This window comes from Enterocloster lavalensis (assembly GCF_046603895.1).
Lineage (GTDB): Bacteria > Bacillota > Clostridia > Lachnospirales > Lachnospiraceae > Enterocloster > Enterocloster lavalensis.
Genome location: NZ_CP176637.1, coordinates 1,914,093 through 1,940,581 on the forward strand (window position 1 = coordinate 1,914,093; position 26,489 = coordinate 1,940,581).

The following is a 26,489-nucleotide window of genomic DNA, read 5'->3' on the forward strand; positions in this document are numbered from 1 at the left end:
CCGGATCCCGGAAACTCCGGGCACCGGCCTGTCAAAAGGGTTGGTCAATTCTGTCTAAACCGCTTTTCCCGCGCTTAAGCGGGCCGTCAGGGACCTGCTCTCCCGGTACGGCCGGACCATCAGATAAATGAACAGCGCGATCACCAGCAGCGCGACGGCGGCGCCGATTCCAAAGGTCCCGGTGGTAAACCAGGTGCCAAGCTGGTAAATGCACAGGGACACCGCGTAGGCTAAAGCCGTCTGGTAACCGATGGCAAACCAGGTCCATTTTGCATTGTTCATCTCCCGCTTAATGGCTCCGATGGCCGCAAAACAGGGAGCGCACAGCAGGTTAAATACCAGGAAGGAGTACGCGCTGACCGCCGTGAAGGTCTGGGCCATGGTCCCCCAGATTTCCTGTCCGTCCTCGGCCACTTCGGCGAAACCGAAGAGGATTCCGAAGGTGCCGACCACATTTTCCTTGGCCACAAGTCCGGTGATGGCCGCAACGGCCGCCTGCCAGCTGCCCCAGCCCAGAGGCGCGAAGATCCAGGAGATTCCCCTGCCGATCACCGCCAGAAGCCCGTCGGACAGGTCCTCCACCATCCCAAAACTTCCGTCCACAAACCCGAAGCTGGATGTGAACCAGATGAAAATGGTGGAGAGCAGGATCACGGTCCCCGCTTTCTTGATAAAGGACCAGCCCCGCTCCCACATGCTGCGCAGCACATTGACGGCCGTCGGCATATGGTAGGCGGGCAGCTCCATCACAAAGGGAGCCGGATCCCCTGCAAACAGTTTCGTTTTCTTTAAAATGATACCGGAGCAGATGATCGCGGCGATCCCCACAAAGTAAGCGCTGGGCGCAACCCAGGAAGCCCCGCCGAACAGCGCTCCCGCAAACAGCGCGATGATGGGCAGCTTGGCGCCGCAGGGGATAAAGGTGGTGGTCATGATGGTCATCTTGCGGTCCCGGTCGTTTTCTATGGTACGGCTGGCCATGATCCCAGGGACGCCGCAGCCCGTGCCGATCAGCATGGGGATGAAGGACTTTCCGGACAGGCCGAATTTGCGGAAAATGCGGTCCATGATAAATGCCACCCTGGCCATGTAGCCGCAGGCTTCCAAAAAGGCCAGGAAAATGAACAGCACCAGCATCTGGGGCACAAAGCCCAATACCGCTCCAACGCCTGCCACAATGCCGTCCAGGATCAGGCTGGACAGCCATCCGGCGCAGTTCACGGAGGCCAGGAAATCACCGACTATAACCGGGATGCCGGGCACCCACCTGCCGAACATTTCCCAGCCCTCCCCGAACAGGCCGTCGTTGGTCCAGTCCGTGGCCCAGGTGCCCACCGTGGATACGGAAACGTAATACACCAGCCACATCACCAGCGCGAAGATCGGAAGCGCCAGGAAACGGTTGGTCACAACGTGGTCGATCTTGTCTGAGGTGCTGAGCTTCTGTCTGTGCTTTCTGCGATAACAGCCGTCGATGATGGAAGCGATGTATGTATAGCGCTCATTGGTGATGATGCTCTCCGCATCGTCGTCCAGCGCCTCCTCCGTGCGCCTGATCAGGTGTTCCACATCCGGCACCATGCTCATCCGGGCGGTGATTTTGTCGTCCCGCTCAAATAACTTGATGGCGTAGAACCGCTTCTGCTCCTCCGGAATTCCGCCGCCAAGGCAGCGCTCGATCTCCTCCAGCACAGCCTCCACATCGGCGCTGAACTTGTGAACAGCGGCGTTCTGCCTGCTCTGGGCGGCCAGGGCCACCGCCTGGCCCGCGGCCTCCATGATGCCCGTTCCCTTTAACGCGGAGATTTCCACAACCGGACAGCCCAGCTTTTTGCTCAGCTGCCCGATGTTGATCTCGTCGCCGGACTTCTTCACGATGTCCATCATGTTCACGGCCATAAGAACCGGGATGCCAAGCTCCATCAGCTGGGTGGACAGATACAGGTTGCGCTCTAAATTGGTGCCGTCCACGATGTTTAAGATCACATCCGGGCGCTCCGTGATCAGGTAGTTTCGGGCCACTACCTCCTCCAGCGTGTAGGGGGACAGGGAATAGATGCCAGGAAGATCCATTATAATGACGTCTTTATTGCCCTTTAAACGCCCTTCCTTCTTCTCCACCGTCACGCCGGGCCAGTTCCCCACAAACTGGTTGGAGCCGGTCAGGCCGTTAAACAGTGTGGTTTTACCGCAGTTTGGGTTGCCGGCCAATGCAATTTTGATTGACATTTTTCAAATCCTCCTCTTTCTCTGACTGAGAAATCTGATCAAAAATTAGTTATAACTAACTCATTCTCATAAAAAATGCAGCCCTCACTGCACCTCGATCATCTCCGCGTCCGCTTTTCTCAGCGAAAGCTCATACCCTCTGACCGTCACCTCCACCGGGTCGCCAAAGGGCGCCACCTTGCGCACAAAAACCTGGGTTCCCCTGGTGATTCCCATGTCCATGATGCGGCGCCTCACCGCGCCCTCGCCGTGGAGCTTCACCACGGAAACGGTGCTGCCGCACGTTACTTCCTTCAGTGTCTGCATATCGATTGCACTCCTTCCTTTTCATCCCCATGACCCTTTATATCAAAATCTTGTTGGCCATTTCCTTACTGATTGCAACGCGCGCTTCCTTTACGTTCACGATCACGTTGCCGTTATTGACGGAAACGACGGTTACGTCGGTTCCGGGCACAAATCCCATATTCTCCAGATGGCGGCGCACCTCGTCCTTTCCGCCTACCCGCTTAATGGATGTTACCTCGCCTTCTCTCGCCATTGTCAACGGCATACAATCACTCCTCTTTCCGAACGATCCTGTTTTTCCAGCTGCGTGGATCCAAGGCAGCTGGAAAGTTATGGTATCCTAACTGCAAGTTTAGGTTAGCACTAACTAATCGAAATGTCAATCAAAATTTTAAATTTTTTCCGCCTCGAACACAAACGAACGGTAATTGATCCGTTTCCAGCTGTGAACCCGGAAGCCCCGGGTGGAGAACAGCGAGGTGATTTCCGCTTTGCCATAAATTTTGAAATCCCCGGAATCCCGCTTGTGAACCGCCTGATTCAAAAGCTTCCGGGCCAGCCTGCCCGGAATGGTGGGATCCCCCAGGATCAGGGTTCCGCCGGTCCTAAGCACCCTGCGGATCTCTTCCACCGCCCGCTCCGGCTCCGTGTAATGGTGAAAGGAGGCGTTGCAGATCACAATGTCGAACTGCCCGTCCCCGTAGGGCAGAGAGGCGGCGTCCGCCACCGCAAGATTTACCCCGTCCCCCAGATTCTTCCCGGCCTCCAGGATCATCTGCGGGGAGAGGTCCGCGCCCCAGCAGGAAACCTGCTTCACCTCCCGCAGCATCCGGATCAGATTGCCGTTTCCGCAGCCCAGGTCCAGCACCCGGTCCCCCGGCAGGGAAACGGCCCGCCGGATCACCTCCCGGTACATGCATCTCACAAACCTTCCGTCGCAGCTGTCGTCGTAATCCTTCGCCAACCGGTCAAAATACCTCCTGGTCTCCTCCTGAAACTCTTTCGTCGATTCCATATTCCGCCTCCTTAATTGAACATCTTTCATTGACAATAATTCAATCAATGCTTTAAAAATTCCCCCGCCGCTCCGGCGGGGTCTCTCACGCCAATGTTCTCACAATCAGTTCCTTGATCCGCTCGATCCGATCCTCCAGCGGAACGCTGTGGTCGTCCACCAGGCCCATCTGGCCGTACAGCACAAACCGCGCCGCGGCCCCGGCATCCGGCACGCTGATCTCGCCGCGCGCCTTTAAGACTTCCAGATAGGCCGTCACCCAGGGCAGCAGCTCCCGTACCACCGCCACATCCAGCTGGTAATGGAATACCTCGTTGCCCTTGCCGTGAAAAAAGCTCTCGTAGGCAAACACGCCTCCCGTCCTGGCCGCTTTCCACACATTACCCAACTGTTCAAGGCTCTCGCTGAGGGAAAGCTCCGTCCGCCTGAAAATCTCCACAAATCCCGCGCTGCACGCTCTGGCGTACTGTCTCACCGCGGTCTCGTAGAGCTCCTGTTTGTTGGGAAAATAGTGATAGCACAGGCCGCTCGCCACCTTCATCTCCCGGGCGATGTCCTTCATGGTCGTGGCCTCATAACCCTGCTCTGAAAATACACGCATGGCCGTGTCGATGATCTCCTGCCGCCTCACCTCAGGCTCCTTGGATATGCGCATCTGTCAAACCTCCCTGTATTGCAAAAAACGACAATTCAAGAATACCTCTTGACTGAACATTTGTCAATGGCTGATATTCAACCATTTTTTTCCAGCTTTAGACTTCTCAGCCGTCCCGCTCCCCCTCGTTGGCCTCCTCGACCACCAGCTCCTCTGCGGGTTCGGCGTCCCGAAAGCTCACCTGCAGCACCGCCTGGGGCCAGTTCAGGCTCACGGCCGCGTGTTTTCCGCGCTGAACGGCTGCCTGCTCCATGAGCCCTAAAAGCTCCTGCAGCACCTCCCTGGTCAGATAACCTCCTCTCCAGTGAAAAATCAGCTCCCGCCCCTTTTTCACCGCCTGGGCGGCCCGCTTGGCCACCTCCTCCGTCTTGGTGAATGAGAGTTTTTTCTCCCGGTAGTAGAAACGGTTCCCGTCCGTGCAGGACGGAATCCCGTAGAGCGCCGGCTCATGATCCCGAAACAGGCTCCGGTCGTCCAGGTTAAAATAGTCGTGGCGGACCGTTCCCCCTCTGCTTAAACTATTGTCAAAGGTGGCGTCCAGATGAACGTAAACGCCGCCGATCCGCACCACGTTCCAGGCGTGGCGGTATTTGATCTTTTTCTCCGGGTTGGCCTCCGAGATGGCGATGATGCACCAGATTCCAAGTTCGTCGCAGAGGATTTTCACCGACTTGGCGATGCCCTCGCACACGCCCACCCCCTGGCCCAGCGGGCCGATGATCTCGTGGGAATAAGGCTTTTTCAGCTTATCGTAGCGCACGGTCTTGCAAATCGTGTCGTGGATGTAGAGTTCCCGGTCCCACTCGGACATGGAGAGCGCCGGTCGGGCCAGCTTGGCAACCCTGGCCTCCATGGCCTGTTTGTGCTCCTTCACCCGGCCCTTGTCGAACAGATACTCGGGGATCACCTCCACCTTGTCCGAATCCCGGTACCCGCGGTACTGGAAGCTCACCGCGTAAAAAATCTCCGGGTTGTCCAGCCGCAGCTTAAAAAACACGTCCGCCAGCTGGCGTCCCTCCAGGCGCGGAACGCAGAAGGAGGGGGCCAGGGCCGTCAGTCCGGTCTTCATCCCGTGGTAAACGCTTCTCTCTATTTTACTCATCTGGCTGTAATAAAATGGTTCCATGAATCCCTCCGGGCAAAAATGTGCTTCCTCATTTATACCACGTTTTCCGCCCATTTTCCACTTCCTTTTATATCCGGGCCGGGCATTTCGCGCTTCCCGTCCATTTTCCTGCCCCGTCCCCCAGCGCGGGAAAAGGCGTTTCCGGCCCCCTTTGGTCCGAAAACGCCTTCCTCACACCTTTCTGGCACATCCGTTGCTTCAGTTGTCCCGGCCGTCCCTGAGCCGGAATTTCCGGATCAGCTCTTTGAGCAGCTGGGCCTGGGCGGAGAGCTCCTCGCTGGCCGCCGCGCCCTCCTCCGCGGTGGCGGAGTTCACCTGAACCACCCCGGAAATCTGTTCGATCCCCTGGGACACCTGCTCTGCGGACCCGGCCTGGGAGGCGGAAGCCTCCGTGATCCCCCGGATGCTTCCCTCGATGTATTGTACGCCCTCCACCACATTCTGCAGGGATTTGGCCGTGTCGTCCGCCATCCTGACGCCGCCCCGGACCGCCCGCAGTGAGCTCTCGATCAGAGCCGCCGTACTCTTAGACGCCTCCGCGCTCTTTACGGCCAGGTCCCGGACCTCGTTCGCCACCACCGCAAAGCCTCTGCCCGCTTCCCCTGCTCTGGCCGCCTCCACGGACGCGTTGAGCGCCAGTATATTGGTCTGGAACGCGATATTCTCAATGGTCTTGGCGATCATGGCGATCTCCTGGGAACGTCCCCGGATCTCCTCCATGGCCTCCAACAGTTCCTGCATCCGGCGGTTGCTCTCCACCGCCTCTGCACTCACGGCGGACGCACGGCTGCCCGCCTGGGCGGAACGCTCCGCGTTGGCCGCAATCTGCCGCGTGATATGGTCTACACTTATGGCCAGCTCTTCCACGGTGGCGGCCTGTTCTGAAGCGCCCTGGGACAGAGCCTGGGCCCCGGCGGACACCTGCTCCGAGCCGCAGGAAACCTGTTCCGCGGACGCGCTGATCTGGCCCAGCATGGAGTTTAAGGCTTCCAGAATCTGTTCCAGCGCCGTCCTGATAAAGCCGAAATCTCCCACATAATCGCCTTCCACCAGGACGTCCAGATTCCCCGCCGATATCTCGCCCAGTATGCGGGACACATCCCCGATCATGGCCTTGAGCGAGCGGATAGAGGCCCGCACACTCTCCGCCAGCAGGCCGATCTCGTCGTCCCCTCCCGCCCGGATCTCAACTTCCAGATTTCCCCTGGAAAATTCCTCCATACCGCGGCTAATCTCCGACAGGGGCTTTAACAGCCGGTGGATCATCACCACCACCAGGCCGGAAATCAGGATCAGGGTGAGGGCGGCCAGCGCCACCAGGACCAGGATCAGACCGTCCCGGGTGGCGGTGACCTCGGACATGGGCAGGGTTGCGATCACCAGCCACTGGGTCGTCTCACTGTTGCGGAACATAGCCGTGTATTTGACTCCCTGATAGCTGAAATCCAGGGCCCCGTTGTATTTGCCGGTCACCTTTTCCTTGTACTCATCCCCGATCTCCAGCTCCATGACGTTGCGCCCAAGGGAGGTGGGGTCGTCGCTGCAGATATAGTCCGATTTGCCGGAGAGCAGCTCCATATAACCGTTCTCCCCCACCTTGATGGCGGACAGAATCCGGCTGAGATCGTCCAGATAGATGTCAAACCCGGCCGTCCCAAGAACCTCCCTCCCGTCCGGCGAAAAAACCGGGGAGACCACGGAAACCACATACGCATCGCTGATGGGATCCAGATAGGGATCCGTCACCAGAGCCGTGCGCTGCTCCGTCGCGGACCGGTACCAGTCCGTTTCCCCCAGCTCCGCCTCCACCACGCGGCCGTCGGACAGCAGATAACAGCCCGTCCGCTCGTCGGCCGCCCAGACCTGCGCCACGCTCCCGGACGCCATCCGCTTGAGCGCCCCCGAGAGCTCGCCCAGCACATCGCTCAGGTTCTCATAGGAGGCGATATCCTCCTTGCTCGAAACGGACTGGAAATACTGCTGCAGCTCGCTGCTCTCGTCGAGCATGGAGACGGCCGCCAGCTTTCCGCTGAAAAGGTCGTCCACCCTGGAGACCGCGTAATCCGTCTGGAGATCCAGAAGTTTTTCGTTGAGATCCGAGACCGCTCCCGCGGCCACAATGCAGGCGGTGACGATCAGAACGGCAAAGGCCGGGACCAGAATCGCCAGAAGGCTGAAACAAACTTTATAGGAAATCGATTTTCTGCGCGCGGTTCCCGCTTTCCCGGCGCTCCGTGTTTTCCGGCCAGACTCATTTGACATGCCGTAATCCTCCGCTATCATTTATTTTCAAGTCCGCCCTCACACGTCCCGGCTCTCATCCTCCGCCGGGCGCTTCCCAAACAGAGAGGCTGCCGGCACGCCGTGGGGGATAGGCCGCAGGGGGTAAAAGCTGAAGGACAGCCGGATGTCCGGGCGGTCCGGCTCGCGCACCAGAAACGCTTTCTCAATCCGGTTGGTGATGATGTCCATATTTTCCCGCCCGGCGCACACAGCCATGGCCAGAAACTGGCAGCTGCTGTACTGGGTGTAAATATCGCTGAAGCGCAGGGACGAGCGGATGCTCTCCTGCAGGCGCTCCATCAGTAACTCCCGCTCGTCCAGCCGCACAAAGGCGCCGCGCAGGTCGGTCAGGGAGATCAGCATCAGGTGAACCCTGAGGCCGGTCCGGCTCAGCCCCCGCTCCAAAAAGCGGTAGATCGCCAGAAACGTGTCGTAATCCTGGCAGTAGGCCCCATCCACAATATGGCTCTCCCGGAGCTGCTCGCTTATGTACTTCATGTCCGCCGAAGCCTCCGAATCCTCTGTCCCCGGACCGTCCGCCCCCGGCTTCATGGACGGCTCATAAAAATAGAGGGCCTTTTTCCGCTCGCTTTTACCGGCCCGCATGGCTGCGTCCGCCCGCTCGTACAGGTCAAAAAACGTATCGCCCGGACCCGCAAACTCCGCCCCGGCGGAGACCCGCAGCCGGTTTCCCAGGCCAAGGGCCTGCCCGGCCCGGGCCAGTCCGCCCATGATGTGTTCCATCTTGTTTGCCGCCGTCTCCCCGGCGCAGGTCCCTGGCAGGAATACGGCGAACGAGTCTCCTCCCACGCGCCCGCACAGAGCCGGGGCAAAAAAAGAATCCCCCAGTATCCGGGCCAGCTCCCGCAGAGCCATATCCCCGGCCGGGTGGCCGTATTGATCATTGATATAGCGGAACTCGTCCACGTCCATCACCAGAAACAGACCGGCGGGCCCGTCCTCCAAAAACCGGTTCACCTGTTCCTCCATGGCGCTTCTGTTCAAAAGCCCCGTGAGGGGATCCCGCTGGGCCAGCAACCGCAGCCGGTCAATTTCCTGTTTCAGTTCATCCAGTTCTCTCATGTCTCATCCCCCATTGTCAAAACCGGTACACACAACTGTTAATCCCATTCTATCACACGCCATGGGGGCAGTCAACAAATGTGCGGCGGGGCGGGCATCCCCCGGCAGAGCGCGGCCTGGCGTGGCATAACACCAAAGGGAACAACCTGTTCGGTGCATTTTTGCCGTTCCAGAAACTTCTACATAATCAGAATTTCGTTCTCAATTAGAATTCGCGTTTTAGTCCCCCCGGACCGATATAAGGGAGAGAGACAGCGGGCCGATAAAATGTTCCACCTGCCGCCTCGAAGGCGCTGATCGCTGGGATACGCATAAAAAAATGGAGCTCTGTCTGTGCGGTCGTTGGCAGGTCGCTCAGTAGTTGGGTTCCGGGATCCGCACCAGCTTAAGCCCGGTCCCCCGGGCCAGCCGTTGCGCCATGGATTCCACACCCAGAATCTCCGTGTTGGTGTGGCTCCCCACCAACAGGTTCATTCCGACGTGCTGGGCGTACTGCTGGGAATACAGGACATATTCCCCGGTAACGTACGTGTCGCAGCCGTTCTCCACGGCGATTCGCATCTCATTTGTCATATTGCCGCCCCCGGCCGCCACAGCCACCCGGCGGACAGGGCCTTCGTGGTTTTGGTAGCAGCGGATTTTCTCGCCCAGAATCTGTTCCAGTTTTCCTGCGAAACGGTCGAATCCGGCCGGTTCCAAATCGCCCGCCACGCCGCCGAAAAACACTTCCGCGTAAGGCATTACCTTCTGGCAGTTTGTCACACCCAGAGCGGCCGCCAGGGACGAGCTGGTGCCGAATCCGGCATCGTCCAGCGGCGCGTGGAAAAAGGCGTGGGCGATTCCCAGGAATCGTGGTGGGTCAGCAGGAAATCCACCTTGTCCTCCCCGGCCCTTTGGATAATCTCTCCGGTCAGATTGGTGGCGTATCCCACCCTGTGGATCGCCCGCTGCGTTTCATTGAAAAATCCCCACTCTCCGGGAGCCGCCTGCAATTTTCCGGCGTCGAACATGCCGGTCAGCTTGTTTTTTAAATCCATGTAATCCATAGCGCCCTCCTTTCGCCGGTTCGCTCCTGTGGCTGTCTTTTTGCCTACTTCCCCCGTTTCCGGGGATTCTTTACGATCACCGTGGAGAGATAGGGAATATCGTACTGTTCCAGCTCTTCAAAATCGGTGATCAGCCGCTCCTCCCCGGTTCCCGACTTGGTGACCAGCACGAAACTGTTCTCCAGGCCGTTCTCCCGGATCGCCCGGACCAGGGCCTCCTGATTAGCCGAGGGCTTCATGAACACCACATTGTCGTGCTGTCGCAGAATCTCCCCCAGATCCCCGCCGCCCTTCCTGCCCACCGGCATCACCAGCAGGTCCTCGCTCCAGGCCGCCAGGGGTATCTTCATGGAATCCGCCACCGCGCAGAAGGAGGGAACGCCGGGCACCACCTCCACGGTCACCCCGTGGCGCTCGATATACGGCAGAGTGTACATGAACGTGCTGTAAACCGCCGGGTCTCCCAGGGTGATGAAGGCGCCGGTCCGATCCCCTTCCAGGTATCCCGCGATCACCCCGGCGTTCATTTCCCACATCGTTTGCAGCTTCTCTCCGTGGTAGTGCATGGGGTAGACCAGGTTCACGATCTCCGCCTTCGCCTCCTTTACCAGTTCCTCTATAATGTCAAAGGCAAAGCTGCCCGCCCCCGCCTCCTTCTCCGGGCAGAAAATCACATCCGCCTGGTGCAGAATCCGGTGGGCCTTCATGGTCAGCAGCTCCGGGTCCCCCGGACCCACGCCGATTCCGTATAATATTCCCATGTTCTGAGTTCCTCTTTTCCTGTTATCATGACGGGGCGGCCCTGTTTCCTCACTCCGCCCGCACCGCCCACCGCATCTTTGTGGAGCGGGCGCGGCTGTTGCGGACGCACTCCTCCTGGGACGGCCGGATCACCTCTTCGCAGATTTCGCTGTAATACCCCTCTCTTTTAAACTGCTTGAAGGACTTCTTCACCAGCCGGTCCTCCCCTGAGTGGAAGGTCAGAATCGCCGCCCGGCCGCCCGGGGCCAGCACTCCCGGCAGTTTTTCCAGAAATGCGTACAGCGCCTCGTACTCGTTGTTCACGTCGATTCGCAGAGCCTGGAAGGTCCGCTGGCTGGACTTCTTCACCGCCTCCTTCCGGTCCTTTTCCGGCAGAAAGGCCAGGGCGTCCCCGATCACCTGGTAAAGCTTCGTGGTGGTGGCGATCTCCTCGCCCCGTTTCAACCGCCCCGTCACCTCCCGGGCGATCTCCTCCGCGTAAGGCTCGTCCGCATTTTCGGTGAGCATACCCGTCAGTTCCTCCAGCGTGATCTCCTTTAAGCGCTGGGCGGCGCTGACTCCCCGCTCCGGGTTCATCCGCAGGTCCAGCGGCCCCTCAGCCTTGAAGGTAAAGCCCCGCTCCGGGTTGTCGATCTGCATGGAGGACACGCCCAGGTCCGCCAGCACGAAATCGAACTTCCCCGCCTCCGCGGCCACCTGGTCGATCTCCGCAAAATTTTGCAGCCGCACCGTCAAAATCTCCGGCCCGTAGCCCAGACCCGCCAGCCGGGCCTTGGTCTTCTCCGACTCGATGGGATCCACGTCCAGGGCGTGGATATGCCCTTTGCCTTCCAGGCATTTGAGCATTTCCAATGTGTGGCCGCCGTAACCCAGGGTGGCATCCAGCCCGTTCTGCCCGGGTTGAATCTGCAAAAAGTCTAATATCTCCTTCACGCAGATGGAGATGTGCATCCCCGCCGGGGTGCTGCCCTTCTGGATCACCCTGGACACGGTGTCCAAGTATTTCTCCGGGTGAAGCTCCTTATATTTCTCCTGATAGCGCTTTGGGTGCGTGCCGGAATAGCGGACGCGCCGCTTGTGCCCGTTCTGTTGGTTTTCCATTTATTTCCTCCTCGTTGTCGCAAAATTTCCATCAGCTCTTCCCGGCTGTTCATGCCTTTAATAGTAACACTCCCTCTTTTGATTGTCTACCTGTGGATTGCATTTCCCCGGCAGACCTGCAGATCGGGAATTCCGGCATTTGTCCCTCAAACGGAAAACCGCCAGCCGGGAAACGGCTGGCGGGAAAACCCGTGTAACAGCTTATTCGAATTGACTGCTTCCGCCTTCCCTCTTGTCCCCCAGCGCAAACCGCCCGCCGCTAACAGCCGCCGGCCCGTGCCCCAAGTTCTGAAATCTTCTCCTCCTCCTGTTCCAAAAGGGCGGTCCACTGGTTGCAGAAACCCTCAAACGCTTCCCGGCAAAGGCAGTCCGCCATCCGTTCCACCCGGAGCGCATAGGCATTTCCCAGCTCCCCCTCCGGCAGCAGCAGCCGGGCAAAGGGGTAGCCCCAGGCCACCAGCTCCGCGATCCTGGCATAGCACTCCTGCACCATCGCCAGGGGACACTCCTCCCGGATGAACATCAGCATGATCTCAAAACAGTGATAGCTGTTCCCCTGTTCCAACATACCGCGCAGCTTGCCCTCCAGCGCGGCCCGTTTTCCGGCGGAGGCGCGCTCCAGCGTAAAGAGGGCCACCCCCCGGATGGTAAGCCTCAGAAACTGAAGGCTTTCCCGGTGCAGCCGCAGGCCCTCCCGAATCTCGGATTTCTCAAGATCCAGCCGCTTCCGCTTCATGCACACCAGGGTTCCCTTGCCCTGAAAGGATTCCGTGACGCCCAGCTCCTCCAGCAGCGCCAGGGTACGGCGCACCGTGGTCAGGGAAGCGCCGTACCGCTCCGCCAGCTCCGGCAGGGAGGGCAGATAACTTCCCACCGGATAGACGCCGTACAGAATCTTCCGGATGAGGATGGAAGCCAGGGTATAACGCATCTGCGGCCGGTTTCGGTAGATATTCCACTGAAAGGGAATTGCCTCAATTTCCTCCGCTCCCCGGGCCGCGGTCTCCCGGCGGATAAACGAAAACAGCCCCTCCTCCAGCGGCACATAAACATCCCGGATGGCCTTGTTCATCCAGACCACCACGTCCCCTCTGTCCAGCCCCTCCCGGATCGTATCCGGGGTAATCGGGCTTTTCATTTTTCCCCGGTCCACCAGAGAGGGCATCCGGATGTAGCGAAGCACCTCCCAGTACAGGTTCAAAAACAGCTGGTTGTCTAACTCCATGAGAGCCAGGAGGTACAGCTCCATGGACGGAGGCGGGTCCCCCGGCAGAATTCCGCTTAGGTTCCGGCAGTAAAACTCCCACCGGTTCCGGTCCCATCTGCGCGCTCCCGCCTCCCAGAGCGGCTGAATCAACAGACGGCCGGCCTCCCTCATTTCCCCCAGACCGTCCTTTCTGGGCATGTAGTAATCCCAGGCGTTTTCAGCATACCGCCCGTGATCCGCCTCATAGACCACCCGGGCGGCCCGCCGTTCCCGGTTATCGATGTAACCGTCCGTTTCCAGCAGGGCCAGGGCGGCCCGGACCGTGGCGCGCCCGAGATGAAAGGTGTCGCAGATATGAGAAATGGACGGCAGGCAGTCCCCGTACCGGTAAAAACCAAACCGGATCCGCGCCTCGTAAAAATCATAGACCAGCAAATAAAGTCCGCTGCTTTTCTCCATAATCCCCCTCCGCTTATTTTCCGGGCAGATACCGGTACAGCATCTGCTCAAGCTTGACGATCTCGATGGGCTTGGCAAAATGGGCGTCCATCCCGGCCCGAAGCGCGGTCCGCACATCCTCCTCAAAGGCGTTGGCGGTCATGGCCACGATGGGAAGGCGGGCCGTATCTGCCCGGTCCAGGGAACGGATGGCCCTGGTGGCCTCGTATCCGTTCATATTGGGCATCTGCACGTCCATAAAGATCATATCATAATATCCCGGCGCGGATTCCGACACCATCCGCACCGCCTGGACGCCGTCGCAGGCCTCCTCCACCCGGATCCCCCGCTCTTCCAGCAGGATGCGGGCGATCTCCCGGTTGATATCATTGTCCTCCACCAAGAGGATGCGGCGGCCCCCGTAATCCCGGTCGGGATATGGGCACTGGGCCTCCGTCAGAATCTCCCCGCTGATCTCATTGAGCAGATAGCAGAGCTTGGAGCGGTAGAAGGGCTTGGAGATAAAGGCCGTCACCCCGGCCTTCCGGGCCTCGTGTTCAATCTCGGACCAGTCGTAGGCCGTCAGGATAATGACCGGAATCTCATCCCCCACTTCCCGCCGGATCCGTCTGGTGGCCTCCACCCCGTCCATTCCCGGCATCTTCCAGTCGATGATCACCAGGGTAAATGGATCCGGCGTGCCCTTGGCCCGGACAACCCGGCGGACCGCCTCCTCCCCCTCCGTGACAAACTCCGGCCGCAGGCCCATGTCCTCAAGCAGGGCGGCGGCGTTCTCGCAGGTCTGCCGGTCGTCGTCCACAATCAGGCTGTGGACGCCCAGCCACTCCTCCGGCACATCCTCCTGCCTGGCGTTTTGCAGCTGCAGGGGCAGCATCACCGTAAAACAGGAGCCCTCCCCCGGACGGCTCTCCACCTGGATATCGCCGCTCATCAGGTCCACGATGTTCCGGGTGATCGCCATCCCCAGACCCGTGCCAGGCGCCCTGTCCGACGAATCCGAAGCCCGCTCGAAGGGCTGGAACAGATGCTCCAGAAATTCCCCGCTCATCCCGATCCCGGTGTCCGTGCACCGGAAAAAGAAGTTCTTACGCCCACCGCGGCTGCCCGGCTCCTCCCAGACCTCGATCTGCACGCGGCCGCCCGCCTCCGTATACTTCACCGCGTTGCTGAGAATATTGAGGTATACCTGGCGGACGCGCAGGGCGTCCCCCACCACCTCCTCCTGGCTCAGCACCGGCAGGCTGACATTCATTTCGAGCTGTGCGGCATTGGCCTGGGGTGCCATAAGCTCGGTCACATTGGCGACCAGCTCCGCGAAATTGAAGGGCTCCTCCCGCAGGGACAGCTTTCCGCTCTCGATCTTGGACATGTCCAGAATATCGTTGATCAGACTGAGCAGGTGCTGGCTGGACAGGCTGATCTTTTTGAGGCATTCCGCCACGCGGACCCGGTCGTCCAACCGGGTGGACGCGATGGCAGCCATCCCCATGATGGCGTTCATTGGCGTGCGGATATCGTGGCTCATGTTGGAGAGGAACCGGCTCTTAGCCATGCTGGCCGCCCTGGCTCCCTCCAGCGCGCTCTGCAGGGCCTGGCGTTTCTGCTCCTCCTCGTAGCGCTGCTCGTCGATGCGCCTGGAGAGAAGGATCGCCAGATCGTCCTCCGAGTAGGGATTTTCCACGTAGATCATCTGGATCGAGGTCCAGTGGTACTGCCCGTCCGTCAGCATCTGCCGGGTGTCCATAAACACCTCCTGCCGCTCTTTACCCAGTGTGCGGCGGAGATTCTCCAGCGAAAAGCGGCGTTTGAACTCCTCCAGGCTGTCCGGGTGCACGGCGGGGATAAAGCTCTCATAGAGCTGGCTGTAGGACCCGTCCTCCCGGATATTCACCATAAGTCCCCGCTGCAGATAGATGAATTTGAGCGTATCCCGGCTCAGATTCAGGCTGATGATCACGGGAAATACATTGGATATGGCTCCCACCAGCATCCTGCGCTCCTGAAGCTTTTCCCGCTCCGCCTCCTCCTCGGCCAGCTTTTCCACCGTAACGTCGTGGAAGGTGGCGATGAGAATCTCCTTTCCATCCTGGTCCAGAACCAGCTCCGCGATGCCGGAGGCCCAAAACAGGCTGCCGTCCGCGCGCACCATCCGGCTCTCAAATGGAATTTTCCGGCCGGAGCTTATGGCCTCCCGGAAGAGGTCCGCCGTCCGTTTATAGTCCTCCAGGTACAGAATTTCTTCCAGACTCCGCACCTGCGGACCGTCTCCCGAGCCGTTGATGGGTCCGTTTAACAAACGCGATCCTTCCCGGTTCAGCTCCAGCAGCCGGTAAGGGCGCTCCACGGTCAATAGCGCGATCCCCTCCGGCACCGCGTTGTACAGATGCCCGATATAATCCGCCTGCCTGCGCAGCTTCCCGGCCGCCCGGTTGGCATAGTAGAAATAGAGCGCCACCAGCCCGGCGATACCTGCGATAATGGCCCCGATCAGAATCAGGGTGCGCTGGATGATCTGGTTGGTCTGCGCGCTGACCACCGCCCGGGGGATGATGGAGACAAGATTCCAGTCCGATCCCAGCTTCAGCGGAAGGTAACAGAACACGGTCTCCTCACCCTGATACGAAAAGGTAGCCCAGCCGGTTTTCTCCGTTGACAGGGAATCCACAAATAATTGCAGTTTTGAGGGATCGTTGGGGGATTCCTCCAGAATATCAAACAGGTTCTGTACTGTCTTGTTGCTGTTGGGGTGGGGCGGCCGGATCAGAACATTTCCGTCGGAATCCACCACATAGGAAAATCCCGCGTTCTGGTAAAATGAGAGGCTGAAGCTGTCCACAATGGAATCCACCTCGTACTCCTTCACCAGGTACGCGGCCGTCCCGTCCGCCAGGTTCAGACGTATAAACAGATTGAACACATTGACCCCGGTCACGCTGCTGATATGGGGATCGAGAATGCCGTAATCCCCCGTATCTCCGGCCAGGAACCGGGCCACGGTCTCATCCTCCTGCGCGCCGTAAGGCAGGCGTTCCCCGTCGTTGCGGTACAGCACCACGCCCTCGTCCACCTGCACGTAATCCCTCAGCAGGCTGTCCACAGTTTCCGCCCGTCCCGCCTCGCTCAAATAGACGGCCACTCTGCCCAACATGCGGTATTCGTCCTCCAGCTGGACCTGAAGCGTGAGACACCCCTGCTGCGTGCTCTCCAGAATGGTGCGGATGGACTGCTGCCAGAGCTGTTCCCGCACCGTTCTCAGAAACAGGCCGGTGAGGGCGGCGAGCACGGCCGTCACGACCGCTGCGGCTGCCGCGATCTTCCTTTTTGAACCGCCGGAAGTTTCTCTGCTCACGGTTTCACTCCCTCCTTTGCCTGTTGGTCCATCCAGTCCATGGCGTCATTAAGCGCCTGTCCGGACAGCAGCCTTCGGGAAACCTCCGCGGTCAGATCCCAGATGGGAATATCAAGCCCGGCGTCGGCGCCGAACACCAGACGCCCCTCCTCGTAACAGGGAATCAAGGGCTGGATTGCCTTGACGGATGTGGGCATGCTGGTCTTAAGAGGACTTAAGGAGGCCTGCTGGTCCGCAAATTTCAGAATATTTTCCTCTCTTGTAAAATATTCCACAAATTTCATAGCGTCGTCCAAATGCTCGCTGGACCGGTTGACACTCAGGCGCGTGTCCGCGTTGATCACTAACAGCGAACCGTCCTCCAGCACCGGAAGGGGATGCACCTCAAAATCCAGGTCCGCCGCCATCTCCTCAAGGCGTCCCGCCGCCCAGGCTCCCGTGAGCATGAAGGGGGCTTCGCCCCGGGCGAATTCCGCCAAATCGTCCGAAGTTTTCCTGGTTTTAGAAACTGTTTGCGCATCCACATACCCCCGGTCAATCAACGTCCCGGCCAGTGAAAAGCCAGGCCGCAGATAATCGCTGAGCGCGTCCCGCCCGCTGTTAATCCCTTCAAATACCTCCGCCTGGCGGCCTTCCTGATAAACGGGATAAAACCCTGCGCCAATCGCCAGGGTTTTCAATGAAATATCGTTATTCGCCACAATGGGGGTGATGCCCTGCGCCACAAAGTAATCGCAGACCTGCTCCCACTCTCCCAGGTTTTGCGGGATTTCCTGCTTGTGCTTTTTTAACAGTTCCAGATTACAGTAGAGGCCGAACATGGACACCGTGGTGGGCACCCAGTAGACCGTGTTGTCCTCAATCTCCATCTGGCTGAGCATGGCGTCACTGTAGCGGCCGATGCTCTCCAGGCCCGACAAATCCGCCACCTGCCCGCTCTGCTCCAGCTCCAGCAGCACGTCGTGGTTCACCATAAACACGTCGTTGCCCTTTCCCGAGGCCATCCGCTTGCGCAGGGCCTCGAAATATTCAGCCCCCTTCAGACTCTCGTAGGAGATGCGCAGATTCGGGTTTTCCTCCATAAAACCGGTGATGATCTCCTCGATCACCCGGACGTTCTCCGGCTCGTATTTATTTCCAAAAAATGTAATCGTGGTGACAGGAAGGTCCGTATCCTGGTAATTCACCACCTGATCCTTCCCGCTGCAGCCCGCAAGGGGCGCGCACGCTAAACAACCTGCCAGCAGATGGCATAGGCCTCTCTTCCTCAACTCTATGTCCCTTCCTGTGCCGCACCTGCTCCTCGGCGTCGCCTAAGAGACGACGTTGCCCGCCATCCGGACGCGGTGCGGTGCATTATTCCAACTCTGTTCATGTAGGTATCAAAATTAGTATAGCATAGGGGAGGGAAAGATTCAATTAAATCCGAGGAAAGGCCATGGGCCTCCGGCGAACGCCGCGGCCCACAGCCCCATCCTCCAAATCTTTATACATTTTTTCCCATCTCATAGGCTTCCGCCAACGCGCCTGCCTTATCCCGGATCGCGCCCTTTTCATCCGCCCCGGTTCCCCTGACCACTCCGGCCAGGCGGGCCGGCGGAAAGCAGCTGATCCAGCCCTCCAGGCCCTTTACAGCCCCGTCCATGGAGCCCGCATCCCCGTCCGCCGAAGTCGCCAGCAGATAGACGCCGCCAAAAGCGTACTTTGCCGGAAACAGCGGGTTGGTGCGGTCCAGCAGCGTTTTCATCTGGCCCGACATCTCATAAAAGTAAATGGGCGTGGCAAATGCCAGCACATCCGCCTGTTTCATCTGCGCCACGATTGTTTCCGCATCGTCGTGGATCACGCATTTCCGGGTGGCCTGGCAGGCCAGACAACCTTTGCAGAAGTTGATTTTCTTGTCATAGAGGCAAATCTTGTTCACATCGTGGCCTGCCTCAGCGGCCCCTCTCATAAATTCGTCCGCCAGGATTTCCGAATTGCCGCCCGCGCGGGGGCTGGTGGACAGAATCAGAACTTTTTTACCCATGTTTTTCTCCTTTACGCCATACTGGCTCTTAAAATTTCCACAATCTCACCGTGATCCGGCGCCCGGTAGCCGCCGTCCATGGCAATGGTGCCCGCGGCGATGCCGTCCAGCATTTCCTCCGTCACGCCCAGCTCCCGGATGTCCATGACAAGCCCCAGCTCTCTCATGTACCGCTCCATCCGCCCAAGCCCCTCTTCCGCCACCGCCTCGTCGCTCTTTCCCTCCGGGTTCACCTCCCACACATTGACCGCAAAGCGCCTGAACTTCGCTAGGCCGTAAGGCATGATAAACCGGTAGTACGCCATGGAAACCGCGGACAAGGTCATGCCGTGGGTGGCGTCCGTGTAGGCCCCGATGGACTGGCCGATCATGTGCACCATCCAGTCCGTGGTCTTACCCTTGGCCACCAGCGTGTTGAGCGCCCAGGTGGCGATCCACATGACATTGCTTCTGGCCTCGTAATCCGTGGGATGTTGCGCTGCGATCCGGGTGCTGTGGATCAGGGATTTCAGCAGCCCCTCCATGATATAGTCGGAGGTATTGTCGTCCTCCCCGGAAAAATACTGCTCCAGGATGTGGGACATGATATCGTAAAATCCCGCGATCATCTGATACCTGGGCAGGGTGAAGGTAAATGCCGGGTTTAAAATGGAAAACTTCGGAAATACGTTCTCGCCGAACACGTGGCCGATCTTCAGTTTCGTCTTGTGGTTGGTGATCACCGCGCCGCCGTTCATCTCAGAGCCCGTTCCCACCATGGTCAAAACGCAGCCCACCGGAATAATCCGGTTATCCACATCCTCCATGCGCAGGTAGTATTTCTCCCAGGGATCCTCCTCACAGTGGGCGGAAACGGACACGGCTTTGGCGTAATCGCAGACCGATCCCCCGCCCACGGCCAGTATCAGGTTCACCTGGTTCTCCCTGGCGATGCGGCAGCCCTCGTAAAGCTTTTCCACCGTGGGATTGGGCATGACGCCCGGGTCCTCAAAAACGTTCTTGCCGCTCTCGTTCAGAAGCTTTACCACCTGGTCGTAGATGCCGTTTCGTTTGATGGAGCCGCCTCCATAGACCAGCATGACATTTTTCCCATATTTAGGGAGTTCCTCTCTCAGGCAGTCCAGAGAGTCCTCTCCAAAATACAGTTTCGTGGGGTTGCAATAGCTGAAATTTCCTAACATATCTCATTCACCTCTCGTTCTTGTACCATCCGCCGCCCTCTTCATCTGAAATACCAGGTAATCCAGGCATTCGATCTGTTTCTCGTATTTGTGAATCTCTCCCAACAGGCATTTCCGGTGCGTTTCCAGCAGGACAAACTGCTTCTGTAACTCACCCGATCTGCAAAACTCCCGGAACTGTTCCACGGTCGCTCTGCCGCACCCGGCGTCCCGGAGATTTTGTATGACCGCCTGGGAAATATCCGTACCTCCACACATGTTCGCACCTCTTTCCAGTCGGAACCGCCTCCATGATCCGCCAATGTCACGGTCCGCCTGGCGGGCCGCCACCAGCTCGGTCCGCCAGAAAAAATGTCACCGTCACATCTCCCCGGCCAAGGGCCTGGGCCAGACCCGACGGGTCCTGGACCGCGCCCAGACGCGTATAACGGTACGCAGTGTCAAAATCCTCGTAAAACAGCACCAGACAGTCGGAGCCGAACAGCATCAGGTCGCCCGCGTGAATTTCCCCGATCTGTTCAGCACTCTCAGGCAAGGGGGCCGGGAGGTCGTAGTACTTTTCGTTGCCGTTGAGCTCCTTCATGTTGACCGTCATTGGCAGCTGTTGTGCCAGAGCCCGGGCGGCGTCATGATCAGAAAGAAGCGCCTCAAAGGCCTTGTCGTCTACCTGTATTGTCACTTGAATCATCGTTTCCCGGGTCTCGGACGCCGCCGTGACCAACGCCGCTCCCGGAACTGTTGCCGCCGCTGTGATCAACAGCAATGTTATCAATAATCGTCTCAAAATGGTCTCCTCTCAATTCGACAGCCAATAGGACTGTTACGGACTCAGGCGCGCCCTGTTCTCTGCCTTTATTTTAGTTGAAACATTGTCCGATATCAAATACTTATATTAAATGCATTTTCATGCTTGACAGGCATGGTTTTTCAAGTCTATAATTTTCTCGGGTTAATTGAAATTCTTACTGCAACATTGAAGTTGTAACTGCATTCACGATCGTTTGGGGAAAGAGAGGAAATCCGATTGGAACTCCGCATTTTGAAATATTTCCTGGCCGTCGCCAGAGAAGAAAGTATATCAGGGGCCGCCCAGGCCCTGCATATGACCCAGCCCACCCTGTCCCGGCAGCTGATGGACCTGGAGGAGGAATTGGGCAAACAGCTGTTGATCCGCGGAAGCCGCAGGATCACCCTCACGGAGGAGGGAATGCTCCTGCGCAAGCGGGCTGCGGAAATCCTCGATCTGGTAGAAAAGGCGGAAGCCGAGCTGACCGCGCCGGATGAAGTGGTGAACGGCGATATCTACATCGGCGGCGGCGAGACCGAGGCCATGCGAATGATAGCGGAAATCGCCACCGGCCTGCAGCGGTCCTGCCCCGATATCCGCTATCACCTGTACAGCGGCAACGCCGACGATGTGACGGAGCGCCTGGACAAAGGACTGTTGGATTTTGGAGTCCTCATCGTGCCCGCCAACATGAAGAAATACGACTATATCCGGCTTCCCGCCACCGACACCTGGGGATTGCTGATGCCCAGGGACTGCCCCCTGGCGGCCCGCCCCGTAATCCGCCCGCAGGACCTGTGGGATCTCCCCATCATCACATCCCGGCAATCCATGCTGAGTAACGAATTTTCCGGCTGGCTGGGAAAGGAGTTCGAAAAGCTGAGAATCGTCGCCACCTACAACTTGGTGTACAACGCCTCCCTTCTGGTGGCCGCCGGCATGGGTTACGCCCTGTGTCTCGACAAGCTGGTTAATACCTCAGAGGAAAGCCCCCTGTGCTTCCGCCCGCTGGAGCCCCGGATGGAAGTCCATCTGGACATCGTGTGGAAAAAATACCAGGTTTTCTCGGGGGCGGCGGAACGGTTCCTGAAGGAGGTGCGGGAGGCGTTTCACGGAAACGCAGGCGGGAACTAAGCTTCTGTGCGATCCACGGCCTCATCCACGCACCGCAGCGCGTTCAGACACCGCGGGTATCCGATAAAGGGAACCCATTGGGAAATGATCTGAATTAAAAACGCCTTATCATTTCCTAACCGGATATTGGCCGCGATGTGGCTGGCCAGCTGGGGTTCGCAGCCGCCCTGGGCAGCCAGGAAGCAGAAGGTGATCATCTCCCTCTGCCGGTAATCCAGACCGGTTCTGGTATAATAGTCCCCGAAGCAATTCTCCGCCAGCCAGCGGTTGATGTGGCGGCTCTCCTCCGGCCCGGACTTCCAGAAATCCCTCATTCTCTCGCCGAAGATATCCACCTGGGCCTGGCTGCCCTTCTCCAGACGGTTCTCCGGAGTCGTCCCCGACTGTCCTTCCAGGGGAAGCCTAATCCCCCGCCGGTCAAAGACCTCGTTTACCGCCCACAGAAAGGGTAATACCCGGCCGATCCCCAGATACGCCACCGCCTGATAAAGGAGCTCCTTCACCTCCACCGGTCTCACCCCCATCTCCAGCGCCGCGGGCAGCAGCGCACAAAACTCATCCGTTCCCTGGCTTCCGGCCAGCGCCGCCAGAATTGCCAGCATCCGGGTGCGTCCGTCCAGATCGCCGCTGTCTGCCACTTCCCGAAAGGCGAAATAGTTAAACCGCTCCGCGAACTCCGGGTCTGTGTCCGACAATCCGCAGTGGCGCGCAAACGCCGGTGCGTCGCTCTCACACGCCGCGTACTCCTCATCCGACACCGCCTCGCACCACTCATTCGTGCACCCCTCCCCCGGAACCTCGATGGCCAGATGCTGGAACCAGGAGTCCGGCGCGGCGCCATGCCTGTGCTTCACCTCCGGCGGGATGTGAACCACGGCACCGGGATAAAGGGCCACCGGCGCCTTCCCCCACTCCTGATAATAGCCGTTTCCGGCGGTCACCAGCAGCATCTGCCCGCCGCCCTTTTTGGCGTGGTGGATATGCCAGTTGTTGCGGCAGCCCGGCTCAAAGGTCACGTTACCCACCGTCACCTGATCGGTGGACAACATGTTCAGATAGCTCTGTCCCACGAAATACTCTGCATACGCGTCATTGGGCTTCCCTGTGGGAAACACGCTCATCTCTCTTTTCTCCATTGACTTGAACCTTCCTTTCACCCTGCAATTTACAGTCTGCTATAAGGTTATTATGCCATAACCACCTTTGTCCTTGAATCTCCGTTTCGTTTTCATAGTATAAACTATTAATTCATACTATGTCCGCAAAAAACACCTAAAAAGCGCCGGATATATTTCTATATCCAGCGCAATACAATCATATTTTATTTGACACCATCCCATCAATCCGCTATCATAATATAAACCAATCATTTACACCTCAAAAGGAGGAAACCCTCATGTACAACAGCCTGCTGGCCACCCTGATCGCGGTTGCGGACTGCGGCAGCTTCACAAAAGCCGCCGAGCGCCTGTACATTTCACCCACCGCCGTCATGAAACAGATCAACGCCCTGGAAAAGCATCTGGACTTAAAACTTTTAGACCGGACCGCCACCGGCGTGCGCCTGACCGCCGCCGGAACCGTGATCGATCAGGACGCCAGGTTTCTCATCGACTACTCCAACAAATCCGTAGCCAGCGCGAAAATGGCCGCCCGCGCGGAGCAGACCACCTTCCGCGTGGGCACGTCCCTGCTGAACCCGGCGAAGCCCTTCATGGACCTGTGGTACAGGGTGAACCGGTATTTTCCCGATTACAAACTCCATCTGGTTCCCTTTGAGGACGACCATGAGGGGATTATCACGGAACTGTCACGGCTTGGGGAGAAATTCGACTTTCTGATCGGGGTCTGCGACTCCAGGACCTGGCTCAGCCACTGCAATCTGCTCCCGCTGGGCCGCTACCGGAAAATGATCGCGGTCTCAAGGGAACACCGCCTCGCCCAAAAGCCCCTGATCCGCCTGGAGGACCTGTACGGCGAGACCCTGATGATGGTCAAAAAGGGGGATTCCGGCACAAACGACATGATCCGCGCCTATCTTTCCAAATATCATCCCCAAATCCGCCTGGAGGACACGCCGCCCTTTTACGACATGTCCGTATTCAACCGCTGCGCAGAAACCGGCAACGTGCTGCTCACCCTGGAATGCTGGACGGAAGTGCACCCTGCCCTGGTATCCATTCCGGTAGACTGGGATTACACCATCTCCTACGGCCTGCTGTACAGCCTGAATCCCACAGGGGACGTGCGCCGGTTTGTGGAGACTGTGGAAAAAAACGTTTTGTAATCCGTTTATGCCGCCCTCCGCTCCCGGATTCTTGCACACTTACTTTACCGCCAGTCAGCCTGCACAGCGCCTCATGTCCCTCCACGACCACGGCCGGTATTTTCTTTCGTACGGCTCATCATGTTCCGGATTGCATGGTCAAGGCCGGAGCAGGTACCGCTCCACCGCCTCCGCGCACCCGTCGTGATCGCAGTCCGCCACCACCACGTCCGCCACGGCCTTGACCGCTTCCCCGGCGTTTGCCATGGCCACGGCCAGACCCGCTTTTTTCAGGGCCTCCAGGTCGTTGTCCGCGTCGCCCACCACGATGGTCTGCTCCATGGGCAGATTCAGGCAGGAGCAGAGCATTTCCAGGCCCACGCCCTTGTCGCAGCCCGGGGCCGACAGCTCCAGAGACGTGGTCTCCGCCCGGGCCATGGCCACCTCAAGCCCGGCTGCCCGGATCCGCTCCTCGGTTCTGGCCCGGGACTGGGGGCTCGTGTGGTAAATGTTCACCTTGGCGGCCGGAAACGGGTTCTCCCCGTACATGCGGCCGATATCCTCCCACTTCACTGTGACGCGGTTAAACTGATCCTGATAGACTCCCATGCCAAACCGCTCCATCTGCTCACAATGGCTTTTCTGGACAATACACTGCTCCAGCAGAATGTGGGGCATCGCCTGCTCCAGGGCGGCCAGCTCCAGAAGCTGCTTCACCGTCTCCACGCTCAGAAGGCTGGAATACAGCGTACGTTTCTCCTTCAAGTCGTACACCAGCGCCCCGCTGGCGCAGTTTAAATAGCGAACCTCGGGAATCAGCCCCAGATACTCCTCCAGCTCCGACAGGCAGCGGCCCGTGTTGAGAATCACCGTCTTTCCAGCCCGGGCCGCCGCCGTGATCGCCCTCCTGTTTCCCGGCGAAATCTGCTTGTCCGATCCCAGAAGCGTTCCATCCATGTCAAATGCGATTAACTGGTACATTTTGTTCCTCCGTGTCTATTTCATTTTGTAAATCCGGCCGGAAATACGTCAACGTTCCAGGCCGGACCTGCGGTCCCCTGCCGTTCAAGTTTTAAGGGGTACTTGAAAATCCAAGTACCCCCGCCTCTCACCGTTTCAACGATTTTATTTTATCATGCAGTCTCACTTAATTCAATCAAATCATCTGAAAATCCAGTTCCGGCGGCCAGCCGGGCACGCGCTTTCGGACTATCTCCGTCGGAAACCCGCGGCGCTTTAACCGACCTGTGTCCACGCCCCGCTTTGCAGCCCTTTTATGGATCTAGCAAAACCTGCACGCCTCCGCCTCCCTCAGTATCAGCCTCCCGATAAACGGATTGTTCCCCCCGCAGACCGGGAACATAAACGCGTTGCTGCGGCATTTCCGGTAGCGCTCCCCTTTCAGCAAAAAATCATACCCCATGGGACATTTGGGGTTGCAGGAATCGGGATCGATCATCCGTTTGCAGTCCGGCGCGGCCTTTACGGTCTGGATCAGTTCCTCCGGCAGGTCCTCCAACGCTTCTATATACTGGTTGACATGGGCGGCGTAAATGCGGGCGATCATCCCTTTTTTGCGGAACACATAATTGGCTATGGTCTTCCGGTTGAGCACATACGAAACAACAAAACCACTTCTTGCAGCCTTGACCTCCATTTTACAGCCAAGTTCTGTCAATCCGGCGTGAAGCTCCCTCACAAATTCCTGATTCTCCGCAGCTACGGCGGCGATAAAATCCTCAAATCCCAATTTTTTATCCATGATCAAAATCCTTTCTACATACCGTTTTATGCCCTCTCCCCGTCTCAATCCCGCAGGATTTTCATGCCGAACCAGTGCCGTTCCACCTTGACGCTGTACTTCAGTTCATAGGCCGGCTGACCGTTGAGAATGGCAGCCTGAATGGCGCCGACCTCTTTGGCAATCTGTTCCTCGTCCTCGTACCATCCCAAAAAAGTCGTGGGCTCGCCCCAGAATGACGCGCACCCGCTGCTGACGCCGAAGAGGGCAAAATGGGGCGCTTCCTTTCCCGTTTTCATTTTCTGGGAAGAAATCACTTTATAGCAGCTGACGACCACATTTTCGTGGGGCGAGTTGATCAAGATTGTCCCGGTCACCTCCGCCCTCCCGCCACTGCTCTCCCCGGCAATTTCCGCGGCCATCAGGCTGTCCAGGGAAATGTTCAGCCGGTTCGACAGCACCAGAAGCTTTTCCACCTCCGGATAACCCGCACCCTGCTCCCATTTGGAAACCGCCTGCCTGCTGACATCCAGCAGCTCCGCCAGGTCCTCCTGGGACAATCCCTTCTCCTTGCGAATCTGTTTTAAACGCTCTGCAAAACTCATAGGCTTACCTCGCTTTTCTTTTCTTCCATATTAATCCAAACGCCCGGTGAAGACCACCAACCTGGCCTTGCATTTGCGCAACCTGAGGTTGCAGACGCCGATTTGCGGGCCATTCCGTCCTGCCGCGAAAACAGATTCGGCTT

Annotated in this window: 25 protein-coding genes and 1 pseudogene; 2 read left to right on the top strand and 24 right to left on the bottom strand. The window is 58.4% G+C overall.

Going from position 1 to position 26,489, the window contains the following annotated elements; translation table 11 throughout:
- Positions 1 to 54 precede the first annotated feature (54 nt).
- From feoB to ACK2JC_RS08465, 19 genes are all read right to left on the bottom strand, one after another.
- Entirely contained in the window at positions 55 to 2,229 is a 2,175-nt protein-coding gene (gene feoB / locus ACK2JC_RS08375) for a ferrous iron transport protein B (RefSeq protein WP_320937915.1), read from the bottom strand.
- Positions 2,230 to 2,313: 84 nt separating this feature from the next.
- Positions 2,314 to 2,535 (bottom strand): ferrous iron transport protein A, encoded by a 222-nt coding sequence (locus ACK2JC_RS08380; RefSeq protein ID WP_007709671.1) that lies wholly within the window; start codon positions 2,533 to 2,535, stop codon positions 2,314 to 2,316.
- Positions 2,536 to 2,572: 37 nt separating this feature from the next.
- Positions 2,573 to 2,782 carry a ferrous iron transport protein A gene (locus ACK2JC_RS08385; protein ID WP_024737455.1) on the bottom strand — a complete coding sequence of 70 codons (210 nt, stop codon included), beginning with the start codon at positions 2,780 to 2,782 and terminating at the stop codon, positions 2,573 to 2,575.
- 126 nt (positions 2,783 to 2,908) lie between these two features.
- A complete protein-coding gene (locus ACK2JC_RS08390) occupies positions 2,909 to 3,532 on the bottom strand; it encodes a class I SAM-dependent methyltransferase (RefSeq protein WP_320937916.1) in 624 nt (207 codons plus the stop codon).
- A gap of 85 nt (positions 3,533 to 3,617) precedes the next feature.
- Entirely contained in the window at positions 3,618 to 4,187 is a 570-nt protein-coding gene (locus ACK2JC_RS08395) for a TetR/AcrR family transcriptional regulator (RefSeq protein ID WP_118756944.1), read from the bottom strand.
- A 106-nt stretch (positions 4,188 to 4,293) separates the two neighbouring features.
- Positions 4,294 to 5,313: a transglutaminase domain-containing protein gene (locus ACK2JC_RS08400; RefSeq protein ID WP_320937917.1), complete on the bottom strand. Its 1,020-nt coding sequence runs from the start codon at positions 5,311 to 5,313 to the stop codon at positions 4,294 to 4,296.
- 198 nt (positions 5,314 to 5,511) lie between these two features.
- A complete protein-coding gene (locus tag ACK2JC_RS08405; RefSeq protein WP_320937918.1) occupies positions 5,512 to 7,575 on the bottom strand; it encodes a methyl-accepting chemotaxis protein in 2,064 nt (687 codons plus the stop codon).
- Between the two features lie 39 nt (positions 7,576 to 7,614).
- The gene (locus tag ACK2JC_RS08410) at positions 7,615 to 8,679 is read right to left on the bottom strand and encodes a GGDEF domain-containing protein (protein ID WP_320937919.1); all 1,065 of its coding nucleotides are present in this window, start codon (positions 8,677 to 8,679) and stop codon (positions 7,615 to 7,617) included.
- A gap of 354 nt (positions 8,680 to 9,033) precedes the next feature.
- Complete coding sequence (locus ACK2JC_RS08415; protein WP_320937946.1) at positions 9,034 to 9,525, bottom strand: Nif3-like dinuclear metal center hexameric protein; 492 nt, start codon at positions 9,523 to 9,525, stop codon at positions 9,034 to 9,036.
- Entirely contained in the window at positions 9,438 to 9,725 is a 288-nt protein-coding gene (locus ACK2JC_RS08420) for a hypothetical protein (RefSeq protein WP_320937920.1), read from the bottom strand. Before ACK2JC_RS08420 ends, ACK2JC_RS08415 begins: the two co-directional genes overlap by 88 nt.
- Positions 9,726 to 9,769: 44 nt before the next feature.
- Positions 9,770 to 10,486, bottom strand: a complete 717-nt coding sequence (gene cobI, locus ACK2JC_RS08425) for a precorrin-2 C(20)-methyltransferase (protein ID WP_320937921.1) — start codon at positions 10,484 to 10,486, stop codon at positions 9,770 to 9,772.
- Between the two features lie 49 nt (positions 10,487 to 10,535).
- Complete coding sequence (gene rsmH / locus ACK2JC_RS08430; protein ID WP_368271383.1) at positions 10,536 to 11,588, bottom strand: 16S rRNA (cytosine(1402)-N(4))-methyltransferase RsmH; 1,053 nt, start codon at positions 11,586 to 11,588, stop codon at positions 10,536 to 10,538.
- A 259-nt stretch (positions 11,589 to 11,847) separates the two neighbouring features.
- The gene (locus ACK2JC_RS08435; RefSeq protein ID WP_320937923.1) at positions 11,848 to 13,254 is read right to left on the bottom strand and encodes a GntR family transcriptional regulator; all 1,407 of its coding nucleotides are present in this window, start codon (positions 13,252 to 13,254) and stop codon (positions 11,848 to 11,850) included.
- Positions 13,255 to 13,267: 13 nt separating this feature from the next.
- Positions 13,268 to 16,603 carry a response regulator gene (locus tag ACK2JC_RS08440; RefSeq protein WP_320937924.1) on the bottom strand — a complete coding sequence of 1,112 codons (3,336 nt, stop codon included), beginning with the start codon at positions 16,601 to 16,603 and terminating at the stop codon, positions 13,268 to 13,270.
- A complete protein-coding gene (locus ACK2JC_RS08445; protein ID WP_411338473.1) occupies positions 16,600 to 17,874 on the bottom strand; it encodes an ABC transporter substrate-binding protein in 1,275 nt (424 codons plus the stop codon). The genes ACK2JC_RS08440 and ACK2JC_RS08445 overlap by 4 nt, the downstream gene beginning before the upstream one ends.
- Positions 17,875 to 18,089: 215 nt before the next feature.
- Entirely contained in the window at positions 18,090 to 18,632 is a 543-nt protein-coding gene (locus ACK2JC_RS08450; protein WP_320937925.1) for a flavodoxin family protein, read from the bottom strand.
- 11 nt (positions 18,633 to 18,643) lie between these two features.
- Positions 18,644 to 19,813 (bottom strand): iron-containing alcohol dehydrogenase, encoded by a 1,170-nt coding sequence (locus ACK2JC_RS08455; RefSeq protein WP_320937926.1) that lies wholly within the window; start codon positions 19,811 to 19,813, stop codon positions 18,644 to 18,646.
- Positions 19,814 to 19,816: 3 nt separating this feature from the next.
- Positions 19,817 to 20,071 (bottom strand): hypothetical protein, encoded by a 255-nt coding sequence (locus ACK2JC_RS08460; RefSeq protein WP_320937927.1) that lies wholly within the window; start codon positions 20,069 to 20,071, stop codon positions 19,817 to 19,819.
- A 46-nt stretch (positions 20,072 to 20,117) separates the two neighbouring features.
- Positions 20,118 to 20,597 (bottom strand): cyclophilin-like fold protein, encoded by a 480-nt coding sequence (locus ACK2JC_RS08465; RefSeq protein ID WP_320937928.1) that lies wholly within the window; start codon positions 20,595 to 20,597, stop codon positions 20,118 to 20,120.
- 240 nt (positions 20,598 to 20,837) lie between these two features.
- Here ACK2JC_RS08465 and ACK2JC_RS08470 point away from each other — a divergent pair, with 240 nt between their 5' ends.
- On the top strand, positions 20,838 to 21,734 hold the full coding sequence (locus ACK2JC_RS08470; protein WP_320937929.1) for a LysR family transcriptional regulator: 897 nt from the start codon (positions 20,838 to 20,840) through the stop codon (positions 21,732 to 21,734).
- On the opposite strand, the gene ACK2JC_RS08475 is transcribed toward ACK2JC_RS08470, so the two are convergent.
- Together ACK2JC_RS08475 and ACK2JC_RS08480 are read right to left on the bottom strand one after the other, a co-directional pair.
- Complete coding sequence (locus tag ACK2JC_RS08475; protein ID WP_320937948.1) at positions 21,731 to 22,429, bottom strand: carboxymuconolactone decarboxylase family protein; 699 nt, start codon at positions 22,427 to 22,429, stop codon at positions 21,731 to 21,733. The genes ACK2JC_RS08470 and ACK2JC_RS08475 overlap by 4 nt on opposite strands.
- Positions 22,430 to 22,474: 45 nt before the next feature.
- Positions 22,475 to 22,870, bottom strand: a pseudogene (locus ACK2JC_RS08480) (cupin domain-containing protein); the annotation flags it as partial.
- Positions 22,871 to 23,130: 260 nt separating this feature from the next.
- Between ACK2JC_RS08480 and ACK2JC_RS08485 the strand changes: the two are divergent.
- Positions 23,131 to 24,021: a LysR family transcriptional regulator gene (locus tag ACK2JC_RS08485; protein ID WP_320937930.1), complete on the top strand. Its 891-nt coding sequence runs from the start codon at positions 23,131 to 23,133 to the stop codon at positions 24,019 to 24,021.
- A 138-nt stretch (positions 24,022 to 24,159) separates the two neighbouring features.
- Here the strand turns inward: ACK2JC_RS08485 and ACK2JC_RS08490 are convergent, their stop codons facing one another.
- The 3 genes from ACK2JC_RS08490 to ACK2JC_RS08500 form a co-directional block, all read right to left on the bottom strand.
- The gene (locus tag ACK2JC_RS08490) at positions 24,160 to 24,981 is read right to left on the bottom strand and encodes a Cof-type HAD-IIB family hydrolase (RefSeq protein ID WP_320937931.1); all 822 of its coding nucleotides are present in this window, start codon (positions 24,979 to 24,981) and stop codon (positions 24,160 to 24,162) included.
- A gap of 301 nt (positions 24,982 to 25,282) precedes the next feature.
- Complete coding sequence (locus ACK2JC_RS08495) at positions 25,283 to 25,762, bottom strand: hypothetical protein (protein WP_320937932.1); 480 nt, start codon at positions 25,760 to 25,762, stop codon at positions 25,283 to 25,285.
- Between the two features lie 44 nt (positions 25,763 to 25,806).
- On the bottom strand, positions 25,807 to 26,346 hold the full coding sequence (locus ACK2JC_RS08500; RefSeq protein ID WP_302327372.1) for a helix-turn-helix domain-containing protein: 540 nt from the start codon (positions 26,344 to 26,346) through the stop codon (positions 25,807 to 25,809).
- Between the last annotated feature and the right edge of the window lie 143 nt (positions 26,347 to 26,489).